At 55.6% G+C, this 14,285-nt stretch carries 17 protein-coding genes; 10 read left to right on the top strand and 7 right to left on the bottom strand.

The genetic code is table 11. The features are described from left to right. The first annotated feature begins 116 nt into the window (after positions 1 to 116). The 3 genes from ACH50O_RS00855 to ACH50O_RS00845 are packed head-to-tail and all read left to right on the top strand — an operon-like array spanning position 117 to position 962. Positions 117 to 311: a hypothetical protein gene (locus ACH50O_RS00855; protein ID WP_446810180.1), complete on the top strand. Its 195-nt coding sequence runs from the start codon at positions 117 to 119 to the stop codon at positions 309 to 311. Between the two features lie 40 nt (positions 312 to 351). Then, positions 352 to 528, top strand: coding sequence for a hypothetical protein (locus ACH50O_RS00850; protein WP_446810179.1), 177 nt, complete (start codon positions 352 to 354; stop codon positions 526 to 528). Then, the gene (locus tag ACH50O_RS00845) at positions 483 to 962 is read left to right on the top strand and encodes a PfkB family carbohydrate kinase (protein WP_446810178.1); all 480 of its coding nucleotides are present in this window, start codon (positions 483 to 485) and stop codon (positions 960 to 962) included. Before ACH50O_RS00850 ends, ACH50O_RS00845 begins: the two co-directional genes overlap by 46 nt. Positions 963 to 986: 24 nt before the next feature. On the opposite strand, the gene ACH50O_RS00840 is transcribed toward ACH50O_RS00845, so the two are convergent. From ACH50O_RS00840 to ACH50O_RS00820, 5 genes are all read right to left on the bottom strand, one after another. Beyond that, positions 987 to 1,721 (bottom strand): DUF5765 domain-containing protein, encoded by a 735-nt coding sequence (locus tag ACH50O_RS00840; protein WP_446810177.1) that lies wholly within the window; start codon positions 1,719 to 1,721, stop codon positions 987 to 989. Positions 1,722 to 1,887: 166 nt separating this feature from the next. Further along, entirely contained in the window at positions 1,888 to 3,048 is a 1,161-nt protein-coding gene (locus ACH50O_RS00835) for an efflux RND transporter periplasmic adaptor subunit (RefSeq protein ID WP_446810176.1), read from the bottom strand. Between the two features lie 8 nt (positions 3,049 to 3,056). Beyond that, positions 3,057 to 4,502, bottom strand: coding sequence for an efflux transporter outer membrane subunit (locus ACH50O_RS00830; RefSeq protein ID WP_446810175.1), 1,446 nt, complete (start codon positions 4,500 to 4,502; stop codon positions 3,057 to 3,059). After that, complete coding sequence (locus ACH50O_RS00825; RefSeq protein WP_446810174.1) at positions 4,502 to 6,082, bottom strand: DHA2 family efflux MFS transporter permease subunit; 1,581 nt, start codon at positions 6,080 to 6,082, stop codon at positions 4,502 to 4,504. The genes ACH50O_RS00830 and ACH50O_RS00825 overlap by 1 nt, the downstream gene beginning before the upstream one ends. Before the next feature lie 24 nt (positions 6,083 to 6,106). Then, the gene (locus ACH50O_RS00820) at positions 6,107 to 6,964 is read right to left on the bottom strand and encodes a hypothetical protein (RefSeq protein ID WP_446810173.1); all 858 of its coding nucleotides are present in this window, start codon (positions 6,962 to 6,964) and stop codon (positions 6,107 to 6,109) included. A 91-nt stretch (positions 6,965 to 7,055) separates the two neighbouring features. On the opposite strand from ACH50O_RS00820, the gene ACH50O_RS00815 reads away from it, so the two are divergent. Beyond that, positions 7,056 to 7,988: a LysR family transcriptional regulator gene (locus tag ACH50O_RS00815; protein WP_446810172.1), complete on the top strand. Its 933-nt coding sequence runs from the start codon at positions 7,056 to 7,058 to the stop codon at positions 7,986 to 7,988. On the opposite strand, the gene ACH50O_RS00810 is transcribed toward ACH50O_RS00815, so the two are convergent. Then, complete coding sequence (locus tag ACH50O_RS00810) at positions 7,961 to 8,947, bottom strand: 2Fe-2S iron-sulfur cluster-binding protein (RefSeq protein ID WP_446810171.1); 987 nt, start codon at positions 8,945 to 8,947, stop codon at positions 7,961 to 7,963. The genes ACH50O_RS00815 and ACH50O_RS00810 overlap by 28 nt on opposite strands. A 15-nt stretch (positions 8,948 to 8,962) precedes the next feature. Further along, positions 8,963 to 9,343 (bottom strand): group I truncated hemoglobin, encoded by a 381-nt coding sequence (locus ACH50O_RS00805; RefSeq protein ID WP_446810170.1) that lies wholly within the window; start codon positions 9,341 to 9,343, stop codon positions 8,963 to 8,965. A gap of 196 nt (positions 9,344 to 9,539) precedes the next feature. Between ACH50O_RS00805 and ACH50O_RS00800 the strand changes: the two genes are divergently transcribed. The 6 genes from ACH50O_RS00800 to lipA all read left to right on the top strand — a co-directional run bounded on the left by ACH50O_RS00800 (position 9,540) and on the right by lipA (position 14,260). Beyond that, complete coding sequence (locus ACH50O_RS00800) at positions 9,540 to 10,172, top strand: helix-turn-helix transcriptional regulator (RefSeq protein ID WP_446810169.1); 633 nt, start codon at positions 9,540 to 9,542, stop codon at positions 10,170 to 10,172. A gap of 143 nt (positions 10,173 to 10,315) precedes the next feature. Then, positions 10,316 to 11,479, top strand: coding sequence for a D-alanyl-D-alanine carboxypeptidase family protein (locus tag ACH50O_RS00795; RefSeq protein ID WP_446810168.1), 1,164 nt, complete (start codon positions 10,316 to 10,318; stop codon positions 11,477 to 11,479). Further along, positions 11,476 to 12,315 (top strand): D-amino acid aminotransferase, encoded by an 840-nt coding sequence (locus ACH50O_RS00790; protein ID WP_446810167.1) that lies wholly within the window; start codon positions 11,476 to 11,478, stop codon positions 12,313 to 12,315. Before ACH50O_RS00795 ends, ACH50O_RS00790 begins: the two co-directional genes overlap by 4 nt. Beyond that, positions 12,312 to 12,578 (top strand): YbeD family protein, encoded by a 267-nt coding sequence (locus ACH50O_RS00785; protein ID WP_064036031.1) that lies wholly within the window; start codon positions 12,312 to 12,314, stop codon positions 12,576 to 12,578. The genes ACH50O_RS00790 and ACH50O_RS00785 overlap by 4 nt, the downstream gene beginning before the upstream one ends. 9 nt (positions 12,579 to 12,587) lie before the next feature. Further along, on the top strand, positions 12,588 to 13,208 hold the full coding sequence (gene lipB, locus ACH50O_RS00780; RefSeq protein WP_446810166.1) for a lipoyl(octanoyl) transferase LipB: 621 nt from the start codon (positions 12,588 to 12,590) through the stop codon (positions 13,206 to 13,208). 92 nt (positions 13,209 to 13,300) lie between these two features. Then, a complete protein-coding gene (lipA, locus tag ACH50O_RS00775; protein ID WP_446810165.1) occupies positions 13,301 to 14,260 on the top strand; it encodes a lipoyl synthase in 960 nt (319 codons plus the stop codon). The last annotated feature ends 25 nt before the right edge of the window (positions 14,261 to 14,285 follow it).

The raw sequence follows: 14,285 nt of genomic DNA, 5'->3' as shown, positions 1-14,285 counted from the left end.
CTTAACCACTTAAACTCGAATAAGCACCATAACGGTGCAAAGCTCGCCCGCAGGCGCCCTGAAAACGAACAAAGCCGTTCTAAGTCGATTGTCATTTACCCGCACTTTGATTATTGTTGCCGGCCCAAAACAGCAATAGCGGCGAGGCCAAATTCATTCATACCGCTTTATTTACGATATTCGGCGAAGTGTTGTTCGACAATTTCCCCAACGGCAACCGGGTGCTCGGCGGCGCACCCTTCAACGTCGCTTGGCATTTGCGGGCTTTGGGCCGGCAAGGTTTATTTATCAGCCGCGTGGGGGGAAGATGAAGCTGACCGGGAGATCCTCGCAGCCATGCAAGGCGCCGGCATGCAGATCGACACCGCTCACCCGACCGGCCGCGTAGCGATCAGCATAACAGAAGGCCAACCCAGTTATCGGATTCTCGACCGGCAAGCATACGACTGCATCCCCGGCAGGGATTGCTCTATCACGGCAGTTTGGCCTTACGAAAATCCTGGAACGGTCCGGTATTTCTGGATGTAAATCTGCGCGCACCCTGGTGGCAGGCTGATGAAGTACTGGGGTGGATTGCCGGCGCCGATTGGTTGAAACTAAACGACGAAGAGTTGGACTTGTTGCTGCCGGGCGAACAGAGCATTGACAACAAGATGCACTTATTGCAACAGCAATATCGCTTAAACGGCGTGGTCGTTACCCGAGGCGGCCAAGGTGTTTTAGCGCTGGATCCGGTTGGAGATTTGTCGAGCATCGCCCCATCCGGCAATATTGCGGTGGTCGATACCGTCGACGCAGGCGACGCGTTTGCGGCGGTTTTGTTGCTGGGTATCGCCGAAAGCTGGCCGCTGGCTCTGACCCTAAAGCGGGCGCAGGACTTTGCGTCGGCACTGGTCGGTCAGCGCGGCGCTACCGTCGCCGACCCCAGGTTCTATCAGGGCTTTATAGAAGCCTGGAGCTAGTAGACGCGCAACATCTCGCGCCGTTTAAGTCTGCTGTCTGGCCGGCACACCGTCCGACCAATCGCCAGTTTGGGCCGAGAAAAACTTTTTAAATTGCGGCATGAAGCTGGCCGTGATCGGAATCGAATAAAAACAATACATCGCCGCCGCTTCGCCAGTGCTAACGCCGAACAACCATTGCGGCATAAATAAGGTCAGTATTGCCATCACAAAATGGTAAGAAGCGATGCGGCGGTTGTTCTTCCACACAAAACCGCTCAAGGCCAAAGCAAACAAGGAACCGTGTGTCACAAAAGTGCCGAAGGCGCTGGAGATGGCATAGCCGATGTGATAAATCCCCATAAACAAACAGGACATCATGTCGCCGATAAAGTTGGGTTTTAGACCAAACAACTGCCATTCGCGCGGTAGAAACGAGCAGATCAAAAACAAACCGCTCAAAGTGGCACCGACAATGGTAGCTTTTTTCAAGGCCTGCGGATCGGAGGAATATGTCGCCAAAGCCGGCATGATCGCAAAAGCCTGCAAACTAATATGATAGGTGGACAGTTCACTCAATAATAAATTGGTGCCGTAACCACATTGGTCCGCCACCGGATAACCGAAATATTGGATAAATTCCATCAAGGAAAAATGGAAGATGGCATAGGCCCTAGCCAATCTAACCCAAAAAGTCTCGTCTTTATCCAGAAAAGTCACGCTCGATGCGACCAGGCCGGCGACGCCCAATCCCAGCGACATATTGGCACTAAAACACATAGTTAATCCGTCATTTAAATTTTAGAAGCGGCGCGCGCCTTATCGCAATCGCCAGTTTGATTTATGGGTTTCGGTCATGTTTACCGGAAGGCAAAGATACACGGCGCGGCGTTTTATTGCAGTAATTTTGTGGAAATTCACAGTTCGCCTCCTGGAAAAAGCTACCTTAGCGCGGCCGATTGGTCAACACGATACTCTCGATCAACTGTTCGGCGCCGTCCAATTCCCGGTCGTAAACGTCGGTGCGATAAGCCTCGCCGTTCAGCGCCACAGGGGGTGCCGATACCGGACCGTCTGTGTTCGCAATATTGATACGGGTTAAGGTGGAGAGGCCGGGCTGCAGGGGATTGGCCCTGAGTTCCGCGGCATCCAGCGCGACCCGCACCTGCATGCGCTCTGCAATATGAATGAAATTACCCGTGGCATTATCGGTCGGCAATAGCGCAAAGATACTGCCGGTGCCCGGATTAATGCCCTGTACCCGGCCGTGATAAACCCGGTCGTCACCATACGCCGCCACGCGAATTTCCGCCGCCTGCCCCGGCCTGACCCGGGCGATCTGGCTTTCCAGAAAGTTGGCTTCTATCCACAGATCGTCCAGCGGCACTATAGCCAACAACGGCGCGCCGGCTTTCAGAGTGTCGCCAACTTGTACCTTGCGTTTGGCCACGCAACCCGACACCGGCGCCCGCAGATTTCGGCGCTGATAGTCCAGAAAATCCTGGCGCAGCCTGCTCTTGGCTTTTTCCACGGCGGGATGATTATCGATACCGGAATCCAGCAATTGCGCATCGACGCCGCTTTGTTCGGCGCGAATTTCTTTAATCGCCGCGTCCAGCTCGCGGATTTTGTCCTGTGCGGTTTGCAGTTGCTGGTCGGAGACCGCGCCATCTTTGGCCGCCGCGTTGAAGCGCACCAGATCGTGATTGACTTGTTCCAGTATTGCTTGCTTGACCGACACCCGCTGCTTCAAGGTCTCGGATTTGGCTCGCAAACTGACAATATTCCGCACCGCTTCCGCCAATTTGGCTTGCGTCTGCTGCAAGGCAATACCGGCATGCACACCATCCAACCGCACCAATAGCTGGCCTTTTTCGACGCATAGCGTGTTTTCGGCCAGCACTTCCACCACCGTACCGTCGGTTTGCGTTTTCAGCGTAATCAAATGCCCGGCCACGAAAGCGTCGTCGGTGGCAATCCAGTCGCGATGCACCAGCCACCAATACCCCAGATAAGCCAAGCCGGCCAGTAACAAGGCCAAGGTGACGCCTTGCAAACGGCGCCGGCGTTGGCGCAGAATTTCCCGGGGACGAATTTTTTTTTGCATGCTTGAAGTCATTGCTTTGCGGGTTTAGCGTCGCTGTAGCCGCCGCCCAGCGCCTTGATGATATTGATCCGAACTTTGTGCTGTTCGCCAACCAGAACGGCCAAGCGAAACTGCTGCTGATAGACATCCAGCTTGGCCAGACTCGGCGGGGCCCGATCCGACAAGCCGTGGCGATGTAAGCTGTCGGCTAGCTGTTCAGCGGCTAATGCGTCGGCCAGACTTTGCCGCTGTGCCACCAATCTTGCATCAAGCTCACGCCAGCGGCTCAGCGCATCAGCTACTTCCTGCACCGCATGCACCAAGCTGCGGTTATAGCGCTCGACCGCGGCGTCATAAGCAGATTGCTGATATTCCAGATTAGCGCGCAAGCGGCCGCCCTCGAAAATCGGAAGCTCTATGGACGGCCCGACCGCATAAGCCAAGCTGGAACCTTGCAACAACACATCGCTCAAGCTGACGCTATGCAGACCAGTGAAGGCCACCAGATTGACGTCCGGATAAAACGCTGTCTCGGCCACCTTGATTTCCTCGGCCGCCGCCTCGGCATGCAAACGTGCCGCGCTGACATCGGGACGATGCGCCAACAAATGCAAAGGCAAATCAACCGGCAGTGTTAACGTCTGGTCAACCTGACCTGGTTCGATGACGATGCCAGCCCCCCAATCCGCCCCCTTCCCGGCCAGCGCTGCTAACAGGTTTTTATTTAACTCGACGTCGGCGCGCGCCACAGCCAAACCTTGCTCGGCATTAGCGAAGGCGATTCGGGCTTGCAATAGTGGCGCGTCGGTGGCCAAACCGGTCGTCAGACGCGTTTGTTCGAACCTCAACAACGCTTGGCGCTCGGTGACGATACGTTCGGCGATGTCCTGTTTTTCGCTGGCTGCCAGCAACTCGAAATAAGCCTTGGCCACGCTAGCCGCCAACAATAGCCGAGCGTCGGCCAGTTCCGCCGCGACCGCCAGCGAGCGGCCGACCGCGCCTTGCAAGGCCGCTTCATCGCGTCCCCAAAAATCCAGGTGGTAACGCAAGATCAAGGGATTGATCAGCATTTGCCGAAAGTTTTCCCCGGCCAGCTTGGCTTGCACGCTGTTCGCCGAGAAGCGTTGCGCCGAGAAACTGACATTGGCATCGACCGTCGGGTACAGCTCGGCCGCCTGCGCATCGACCATCGCCTGTGATTGCCGCAACCTTGCTGCGGTGACCTTGAAATCGGGATTGTCGGCCAGCGCGGTGGTTATCAAGCGCTGCAATTCCGGGCTGGCGAACCCCTTCCACCAGGTCTGTGACGGCCAAGCATCGCTACTTGCGAAACTGCCACGTGCGGCAGCGACGCTGTTTGTCATATCGGGCATCGGCAACAGACTGGCGCGTGTACCCTCTTCGTCGCCGAACCGGGCGCAGCCCGCCGAAAAGTCCACGACCAAAGCCAGCGCAATCAGTCGGCGAGCAGACATCAGGCTTCCTCCGCGAGCAATTCCTGAGTTTCCCGCCGCAACTCCTGCTCGGCACTGACTTTAACCGGCGTGCGGGTCGGATGCGCAAACCAGACCAGCGCCGCCATGCCGACAAACAGGCAACCGGCCATCCAGAACGCATCGTTCATACCGTGCAGCACCGCATCGCGGCCGGCCAGCTTGGCATATTTGGCCAAAGCCGCCGGCTCGACGAACCCCAACGAATTCAGTGCGGCCAGCGCAGGATGATCGGTCAGTTCGAACGCGCCATGATTTTCGGCAAAGCGCGTCAAATGCTGCGGTACCCGCCGGTACAACACAATGCCTTGCACGGCGATGCCGATTGCCCCAGCGGCTATCCGCAACAGATTGGCCAGCTCCAGCGCCCGCCATTGCCGCTCGGCCGGCAGGCCATGTAGCAGCAACGCGGTCATGGGTACGAAAAAGCTACCCAGGCAGGCGCCTTCCAACAATTTCGGCCAAAACAATTGCGCAAACGCGTCCGGATCGTCGAAGCCGCTCAACCAGAAATAGGTGGCGGCAAACCCCAGCAAATTGGCGCTGGCCAACAGCCGAGCATCGCAGCGTTTGACGATCTCGTGAAAGACGCTAGCCATCGGCTTGGCGAAGATGGCCATCGGCAGAAATACCAAACCGGCTTCCCAGGATGAGTAACCGAACGCCAGTTGTAACTGCACGATTAATAAGGACAACAAGCCTTGAAAACACAGAAAACCGGTGAATAGAATAAATACGCCGATAGCAAAATTGCGATGGGCAAACAAGCGAATATCCAGAAATGGCCGGCGCACGTTCAATTCCCACACCACCCAGCAAATCAAGGTGGCGCCGATAAACGCGATTAAGCCATCGATATAGGCCGAATTGGTCCAGTCCCAATCGTTGCCTTGATTCAACAAAGTCTGTAAACCAAACACCAGCATCGCCGACAAGATAAATCCGACGCTATCGAAGCGCTGCCAGGATAGTCGGTGACCGCGCCGATACAGCAGCGCGCCGACGATGCCGGCAATCGCCAACGCCGCCGGAATGTTGAGCCAAAACAACCAACGCCAGCCCAGGTTATCGGCTATCCAGCCACCCAGGGGCGGTCCGAAGGTGAACGGCGTCAAAGTAAATATGCTCCAAACCCCGATGCCGAGCGATTTACATCTGTCGGGATATTCCTTGAGCAGCAAGGCCTGGCCCAAGGGCAGCGTCAAACCACCGGCAAATCCCAATAGGATACGGCCGGCCAGATAGCTATAAAAGGCAGTGCAATAAGCGCATATGAAAGAGGCTAAGGTAAAAGCCAGGAAGGCCGCGACGAAGGGCCGATATTCGCCGAAGCGCCGCGCCAACCAGCCGCCCACCGGAAACGCCAGCGCCAGCGCTATCATGTAATCGGTCTGGGTCCAGGTCGCAAAGCTGGGCGGCACGCCCAAGCCGCCGGCCACTCTGGGCAGCATGGCAATGTAAGCGCCGGCATTGAAAATCACCAGTGCATGCCCAAACCCCAGACAGCAATTAAATAACGTAAAACGCCAGCCGCGCAGACGTTTTTGATAGACCACGCTCATCCGCTTATTGGCTCTGCCGGCAGGCTAAGACTCATTGGCTTGAGGCGATATGCGCAGACCGATGTCACCCAAACTTTGCCGCAACAGCGGCACCGCCATATCGCTGATCAACTGCTTAAACGCTTCGCCGCCGTTATCCAGGGAGGCGAGCGCCTGATCGTCAACTCTGAAACTCTCGGAAAGCGTGCGGGCGATGACGTTGCGCGACACCGGATCGATGAGCTTGATCAATAGCTGCAAAGACGTTTGCCCTTCGAAGATTCGATATCTGCCGATACCGACCTCTATCACCGCATCGTAACTGCCCTTAGCCGCATAATCGATTGGCGTGGTATTTTGGCTGTACCACGCTTGGATAGCCTGATGCCAATGCTGCAAACTGGCATCGCCCGCCGCAGGCAGCTGATAATAGTCGCTACTCAATTCTCCTTTGCGATTTTCCGCCGCCAATAAACCGCGCAATTTCTGCGCTGCAGCCTTGGCCGGGGTCCAAACCAATTCGGCATTCTCGGCGGCACCTGAGGCCGTTGGAGGCGCCTTGGTAAGCGCATCCACATCAGCCGCTTGACTGTCGCTGACCATCCCCGCGATGACGATGCCGCCGGCGGTTTGATATAGCTCGGTGGGTAGGGCAAAACCCATGGCCATGTTTTGGGCATGCCGGTAAGCCGGATCGCGGCGCTCGATCAAATCAGGTATCACTTCCAGAGGCGGCGCTTGCACCGGCACAATCAAAAAACTGTGCAACCGGTCGATTTGCGACGCGGCAGGCTTAATACTTGGCGCTGCGCAGGCCGCCAACAAACACGGTAAAGCCAAGCCCAGCAGGACTTTTTTGTGGTCGGCAAATAGTCTGGTAAACAAACATCTTGAAGTTTTCATGATTTCCTCCGGGCCAATGAATGCCATCGAATCGATACATTACTAGACGGGCACTATAAAAACCGCTTTGACATAAGACAAGCGATATTTATTGGACTTTAATATCGACAAATGCAATATTAAAACCATGGACATCGAGCAAATCCGAACCTTTTTAAGCGTCGCGGCCAACGGCAGTTTTCTGGAAGCCGCCAATCGCCTATATGTGACGCAATCCACTGTCAGCACCCGTATTCAGCGCCTGGAAGCGTATTTGGGTGTGACGCTGTTCGTCCGCAACCGCTCCGGCGCGACCTTGACTTTACCGGGCAGGCGCTTTTTACGGCATGCCAAATCCTTGCTATTAACACTTGAACAAGCCCGGCACGATATAGGCCTGCCCAGCCGGTTTCGCGGCAGCATCAGCATCGGTGCGCGGATTGCCTTGTGCGAAACCTTGTTACCGGAATGGATCGGCGAGATTCGGCAGGCTATGCCGGATATTTCCATCCGTAGCGACATCGGCTTTGAAGACGACTTGATGCGCAGCCTGGTGGCGGGCGCATTGGACATCGGCTTGATGTACACGCCCCAGCACAGCCCCGGCCTGCAAATCGAACATTTGTTCGACGAGACATTGGTGCTGTTGACCACCGACCCCAAGCAACCCTGGCCGAACGACGATTACATTTATGTCGATTGGGCGCCGGGATTTTACGCCCAGCACAGCAACAGCTACCCCAATCTGGAACGGCCGGCACAGGTGGTCAATATCGGCTGGATGGCGGTACAGTTGATTCTGGCGCAGGGCCGTGGCTCCAGTTTCCTGCCGGTGCGTCTGGCCGAACCGCTGCTGCAAGCCGGCACACTGTTTCCGGTCGCCGACAGTCCGCAGTTCAAATTACCGGCGTATATGGTGTCGCAGCGCGATAACGATGCGCCGGTTTTGCAGCAGGTGCTGACGCAGATCCGCGCCCTAGCGACACTGGAGCGGCAAAAGGTTTACCCGCGTCCCCCTCAATCCAGTGTTGCCGACGCCACATGAAACGCATCGGCATGGATATCCTGCAAGGCCGCACCATGCAAAAACGCCTGGCGTTTGGTTTGATGGACCATATCAGGATGGCCGCATAGATACAGCCGCCAGCCTTTCAAACTGGGCAACAGGGTCATCGCCACGTCGTTGGCTCGGCCCTTGGCCACGCCGTCCGGCGCATCCCCACGCGATATACACGGCGTATAGTGAAAGTTAGGGAACTGGGCGGCAAGTGCCTGCATTTCCGCTATCCAATACAAACCGTCCATCTCTCGGCTGCCATGAAACAGATGGATCGCCCCCTTATGCCCGTGATGCAAAGCTTCGCTGACAATCCCGGCCAAGGGCGCCAGGCCGCTACCGGTGCCGATCAGCAGCAGATTATTCTCTTGGCTCGTGGGCAGGTAATAGCACAGTCCTTGCGGATCGGACACCTCAAGCTTGTCGCCGACATTCAGTTCCTGATGCGCCCATTCGCTGAAGCGGCCGCCGGCCAAACGACGGATATGAAAGCTGAGTTTGTTGGCGTGCAAACGATTGTTGGCGATCGAATAACTGCGGGTCAATCCGTCGGCGCGTTTCAGATTAACGAACTGGCCGGCGTAATAATCCATGGTTTCCTTGCACTGCAAGGTCAGTTGCAGCGTTTCCGCATTCAGCAAGCTTTTTTCAATCACCGTTGCTTCGGTAAAAAATTCGGCAGGCGGACTAATGCTGATCGCCATATCCTGCTGCGGATAACACAGACATGCCAGGAAATGGTTTTGATGGCGCAACACGTCTTTTAAACCGTCTTGCGCCGCCAGCGGCGGCGGGCCCTGCAAGCTGCGCACCATGCAGCTTTGACAGGCGCCCTGCCGACAGCCGTAGGGGATGTCGATGTTTTCGCGCAGACAGGCTTCCAACACGGTTTCGCCAGACTCGCAAAGAATTTCGCGGTCGTTCACGCTGAGTTTATGCAAGCTCATCCCCTACTCCAGCGCCTAGCGGTCCAACACGTCGTTACGCGTGCTTTCGGCAATAGCCGCAACTTGATTAATCAATTCCCGCGGCACGTTCAATTCTTCTAAGGTAGCTGCCAGATTTTCCACGACCGCATCGAAATGGGTATCGTCCAGTCCCAGTTTTTTTACCAGATGGGCATGGGCCTGACGCATATCGGCGCCCGAGTAGTTATTGGGACCGCCGAAGGCCATGGTTAAAAACGATTTTTGTTTGGCCGCCTGTTTATCCATATCGGTGTTATCGAAAAAGCGGTTGATGCGATGATCGCTCAAGACTTTGCGATAAAAAATATCGACGGCGGCGTTAACAGCCGCTTCGCCGCCCAGTTGTTCGTATAGAGTTGCCGTGGTTTCGCTCATGATGGTCTGCCTTTCGTTGCAAATTAAAAAATGCGGCCGTTCAAAGCCGAGCGCAGAGTAAGCGAAAAAAACTACTTTTGCAATATTTTTATTATAAAAGTTATTTATATGGCAAATATAGCTTTATCGTGCTTTGCCTGTTAGTTGATCCGGCGTAGAATGCGGCATCCCTTATTTCCGACCACCCGACATACACATGGTCAAACTTACCGGCTCGCGCCAAGAGCAAATCCTAAAATTATTGTTGTCCAACGCGGCCGGCATGAGTATCGACGAGCTGGCCGCGCAATTGGAGATTTCCAGAAATGCGGTGAAACAGCATCTCACCGGCTTGGAAAAAGATCAGTTGGTTCAGGAAGCGGCACTGAATAGCACCGGCGGACGGCCTTCACGCAATTACACGCTGACAGAGCAAGGCCGCAACCGTCTGCCTAAGCAATATCCCTGGTTTTGCAACTTGTTATTGGGTGAGTTGAAAACTGAGCTGGGCGAAACCGCTTTGCGGCAAATGCTGTGGCGCATGGGCGTCAATCTGGCGCAATCGCTGGCTCCGCAATTCGCCGGCAAAAACCCGGAGCAGAAGCAAAGCGCGCTGGTGGAATTGATGCAATCGCTGGGCTATCACGCCGAAATGGATGCCGAACAAACGCAGCCGACCATCAAAGCCGTTAATTGCGTTTATCACGATCTGGCCCAGCAACACCCGGAACTGTGCGAATTCGACCGCGCGCTGATTACCACCCTATTGGAGCACCCCATCGAGCAAACCGCTTGCATGGCCTTGCAGGATTGCGCCTGCAAATTCAAAATCTGCAATGCTGGCGTTTGAGCCAACTTTCCAGATATTCCAAACAGTTGCAACAATCTCCGACTTTTGGCTTAAGCCGCGTAGTACAATACGAGGGTTTTTCTAAGCAGCGGCTCTCGGTGGTACAATGACCGCTTCCAGAACGACTTTTTTGAATTGCGACCATGAGCCAACCTTTCCGTACGACGATCAGCCTATTCAGCGGGTTGCTGTTACTGCTAACCGCATTCTCGCTGCATGCCGCCAGCCCGATCTTCACCCCGGCAGCCCCCAGCGTGGCGGCCTCCAGTTATTTCCTGATGGACTTCGACAGCGGCCGGGTTTTGGCGGAAAAAGAACCGGACAAACGCGTTTCTCCGGCCAGTTTGACCAAGATCATGACCGCCTACGTGGTGTTCCGCGAATTGAAAGCCGGCCATCTGACGCTGGACGAAAAAGTCACCATCAGCCAGAACGCCTGGGAAACCGGCGGTTCGAAAATGTTCGTCGAAGTGAATAAACAAGTCGTGGTGGAAGACTTACTGCAAGGCATGGTCATTCAATCCGGCAACGACGCCAGCGTGGCTCTGGCCGAACATGTGGCCGGCAGCGAGCAAACCTTCGCGACGATGATGAACGAACAGGCCAGCCGTCTGGGTATGACCAATAGCAACTTCGAAAACGCCACCGGTCTGCCCAGCCCGAACCACTATAGCTCGGCGCATGACTTAGCCACCTTAGCCAGAGCCGTGATCAAGGAATTTCCGGAATACTATCGCTGGGATTCGCAAAAAGAATTTACCTACAACGGCATTACCCAGCAGAACCGTAACCTGCTTCTGTGGCGCGACCCATCGGTAGACGGCTTGAAAACCGGGTTTACCGACGATGCGGGTTACTGCATGGTCGCTTCGGCCAAACGCGAAGACATGCGTTTGATCTCGGTGGTCATGGGCACCGCCAGCGCCGCTGCTCGCTCCAACGAGAGCCAATCGCTGTTGAATTACGGCTTCCGCTTTTTCGAGACCCACCGCCTCTATGAAGGCAACAAACCGCTGAGTGAAGCCAGAGTCAGAAAAGGCGTGGTATCGAAAGTGGCAGTCGGTTTACCGGAGGACCTGTATGTCACCGCCCCGCGTAAGCACTTTACCGAACTGAAAGCCGAAACCGAGATCGACAAGGGAGTATTCGCCCCACTGAACAAAGGCGACACGGTCGGCAACTTGAAAATCTCCCTGGCGGGCGAGCCCATATTGACCAAGCCCCTAGTGGCACTGGACGCCGTCGCCGAAGGTGGAATTTTCCGCCGCCTGTACGATGCAGCCATCGGTCTGTTGGAAAAACAATGACGGCACAAGTTTATCTGAATGGCGAATATTTGCCGCTGGCCGATGCCAAGGTGTCGGTGCTGGATCGCGGCTTTTTATTCGGCGACGGCGTCTACGAAGTGATTCCGGCCTACAGGGGCCGTCTGTTCAGATTGGAAGATCACATCGCCCGCCTCAACAACAGCCTGAACGGTATCCGTCTGCCGCTGCCGCATAGCGTGACTGACTGGGAAGCGATTTTCCGGCCACTGCTGGAAAACGACATAGACCAATCCGTTTATCTCCAAATCACCCGCGGCTATGCTCCCAAGCGCGACCACGGCTTTCCGGAGCAAGTGGTGCCGACCATATTTGCGATGAGCTCGGAGCTGAAACCGTTTGCCGGCCGTACCAGCGGCATTAAAGCCGTCACGCTGGACGACACGCGCTGGCAGCGCTGCAACATCAAAGCCATCACCTTGCTGGGCAACATTTTGCTAAGACAGGAAGCTATCGATCAGGGCGGCGCGGAAGCGATATTGGTGCGAAACGGTTACGTGGTTGAGGGTGCCGCCAGCAATCTGTTTGCGGTACTGGATAGTGAATTGATCACGCCGCCGAAAAGCCACGAAATCCTGCCCGGCATCACCCGCGACGTGATTTTGGAATTGGCCGCAGCCAACAATATCCCGTTCCGGGAAGACGTAATCGCGTTGGAAGCACTGGAAAACGCCAGCGAAGTTTGGGTGACGAGCTCCATCCGCGAGATCGTCCCGGTAGTCGAACTGGACGGCAGGCTCATCGGCAACGGCAAGCCCGGACCAATTTGGAAACGCATGGACGACTTACTGCAAGCTTACAAAACGTCACTAACATGAGCGAAACCGAAAGTTTACTAGAATTTCCCTGCCAGTTCCCGATCAAGGTGATGGGCAAGCATCGCGACGATTTCGACGCTATCGTGGTCGAAATCGTCCGCCGCCATGTCCCGGACATTCTGGAAGGCGCGGTCACCACCCGGCCCAGCAAGGGCGGCAACTACCTGTCGGTGACGGTAATGATCGAAGCCCATAGCCGCGAGCAACTGGACGCGATCTACATGGGCTTGACGGCCTGCCCCGATGTGCTGATGGCGTTGTAAACCCGACAGATGCCAAGCAAGGCGACGACCGTCCTGCGCAATCTGGGGAAGCAAGACTATCTCGGCGTCTGGCGAGACATGCAGCAATTCACCGCCGAACGCGATAGCGACACTGCAGATCAAATCTGGATTGTCGAGCATCCGCCGGTCTACACTCTGGGCTTGAACGGCAAACGCGAACATCTGCTGAAAGCCAACGCTATCGAGATCGTCGAAAGTGATCGCGGCGGCCAAGTGACCTATCACGGCCCCGGCCAATTAGTGATCTATCTGTTGGCCGATTTGCGCCGCCTGAACAAAGGCCCACGGCAAATGGTCACCATCCTGGAAAATGCGGTGATAGACACCTTGCGGCAATATGGTATCGCCGCTCAGGCGCAAGCCAAAGCGCCCGGCGTCTACGTCAGCGAGCGCAAAATTGCCTCGCTGGGACTGCGTATCAAGCACGGTTGCTGTTACCATGGCCTTAGCGTCAACAACGATATGGATTTGGCGCCGTTTGCGGACATCAACCCTTGTGGCTACGCCGGCTTGCAAGTGACGCAACTCGCCAACTTGGGGGTTAAGATAAAGACCCAGGAACTGGCGGTGCCGGTGGTGCATCAGTTGCTTAATGCAATAGAAACGTAAAACAATCAAACTCTATCAACTTGGGCTTCTCCGATCGGAAAAACTCAAGCTGGTAGAGAGTCAAAATCGAATTCAACGTGCCCGGTGGCAATATGACACTCAACGCCCCTTCCCGTTCTACCCCCGAAACTCACCAACGCAATGCCGACAAGCTATCGCGGATTCCGGTGAAGGTGGAAAAGCCCGAGCAAATCCTGCGCAAACCGGACTGGATCCGCATCAAATTGCCGACCGGCGATCAAGTCAACCGCATCAAACAATCGCTACGCGAAAACCGCCTGCATACGGTCTGCGAAGAAGCCGCCTGCCCCAACTTGAGCGAATGTTTCAGCCACGGCACCGCCACTTTTATGATCATGGGCGATTTATGCACGCGCCGCTGCCCGTTTTGTGACGTCGCCCACGGTAAGCCGCAACCTTTGGACGCGGAAGAACCGACCAATCTGGCCGCGACTATCGCCGCGATGGCTTTAAAATACGTGGTCATCACTTCGGTAAACCGCGACGATTTACGCGACGGCGGCGCCAGCCATTTCGCGGCCTGCATCGCGGCAGTTCGGAGCGAGTCGCCCAACACCACCATCGAAGTATTGGTGCCGGATTTTCGCGGCCGAATGGACACGGCGCTGGACATTCTGCAACAACAGCCTTGCGATGTGTTCAATCACAATCTGGAAACCGTGCCGCGTCTATATCTACAAGCCCGCCCCGGCGCCGATTATCAAATCTCGCTAAATCTGCTGCAACAACACGGCCAGCGCCTGCCCGAGGTGCCAACCAAATCCGGCTTGATGCTGGGTATAGGCGAAACCGAAGCGGAAGTGGTAGAGGTGATGAAAGATTTGCTGGCTCACGGCGTGAGCATGCTGACCTTGGGTCAGTATTTACAACCCAGCAAGGAGCATTTGGCGGTGCAGGAATACATCCATCCCGACCAATTTCAACGCTACGCGGAAATCGCCCGCGAATTAGGCTTTAAACAGGTTGCCAGTGCCCCGTTGGTGAGATCTTCTTATCATGCGGATTTGCAGGCCGCGGGCGTGGGTAAATAAAAACCACTACTTTCAAACACACCTA

This window comes from Methylomonas sp. 2BW1-5-20, assembly GCF_052474515.1.
This window is presented reverse-complemented; position numbering and strand designations above follow the sequence as displayed.

What these genes read in the sequence shown, in the direction of transcription:
- ACH50O_RS00810 (WP_446810171.1), bottom strand. Translation starts at nt 8,947, where the DNA reads ATGAGCTTGCATAAACTCAGCGTGAACGACCGCGAAATTCTTTGCGAG.
- ACH50O_RS00825 (WP_446810174.1), bottom strand. Translation starts at nt 6,082, where the DNA reads ATGAGCGTGGTCTATCAAAAACGTCTGCGCGGCTGGCGTTTTACGTTA.
- ACH50O_RS00820 (WP_446810173.1), bottom strand. Translation starts at nt 6,964, where the DNA reads ATGAAAACTTCAAGATGTTTGTTTACCAGACTATTTGCCGACCACAAA.
- ACH50O_RS00805 (WP_446810170.1), bottom strand. Translation starts at nt 9,343, where the DNA reads ATGAGCGAAACCACGGCAACTCTATACGAACAACTGGGCGGCGAAGCG.
- ACH50O_RS00830 (WP_446810175.1), bottom strand. Translation starts at nt 4,502, where the DNA reads ATGTCTGCTCGCCGACTGATTGCGCTGGCTTTGGTCGTGGACTTTTCG.
- lipA (WP_446810165.1), top strand. Translation starts at nt 13,301, where the DNA reads ATGACACTCAACGCCCCTTCCCGTTCTACCCCCGAAACTCACCAACGC.
- lipB (WP_446810166.1), top strand. Translation starts at nt 12,588, where the DNA reads ATGCCAAGCAAGGCGACGACCGTCCTGCGCAATCTGGGGAAGCAAGAC.
- ACH50O_RS00850 (WP_446810179.1), top strand. Translation starts at nt 352, where the DNA reads ATGCAGATCGACACCGCTCACCCGACCGGCCGCGTAGCGATCAGCATA.
- ACH50O_RS00840 (WP_446810177.1), bottom strand. Translation starts at nt 1,721, where the DNA reads ATGTGTTTTAGTGCCAATATGTCGCTGGGATTGGGCGTCGCCGGCCTG.
- ACH50O_RS00795 (WP_446810168.1), top strand. Translation starts at nt 10,316, where the DNA reads ATGAGCCAACCTTTCCGTACGACGATCAGCCTATTCAGCGGGTTGCTG.
- ACH50O_RS00835 (WP_446810176.1), bottom strand. Translation starts at nt 3,048, where the DNA reads ATGCAAAAAAAAATTCGTCCCCGGGAAATTCTGCGCCAACGCCGGCGC.
- ACH50O_RS00790 (WP_446810167.1), top strand. Translation starts at nt 11,476, where the DNA reads ATGACGGCACAAGTTTATCTGAATGGCGAATATTTGCCGCTGGCCGAT.
- ACH50O_RS00800 (WP_446810169.1), top strand. Translation starts at nt 9,540, where the DNA reads ATGGTCAAACTTACCGGCTCGCGCCAAGAGCAAATCCTAAAATTATTG.
- ACH50O_RS00785 (WP_064036031.1), top strand. Translation starts at nt 12,312, where the DNA reads ATGAGCGAAACCGAAAGTTTACTAGAATTTCCCTGCCAGTTCCCGATC.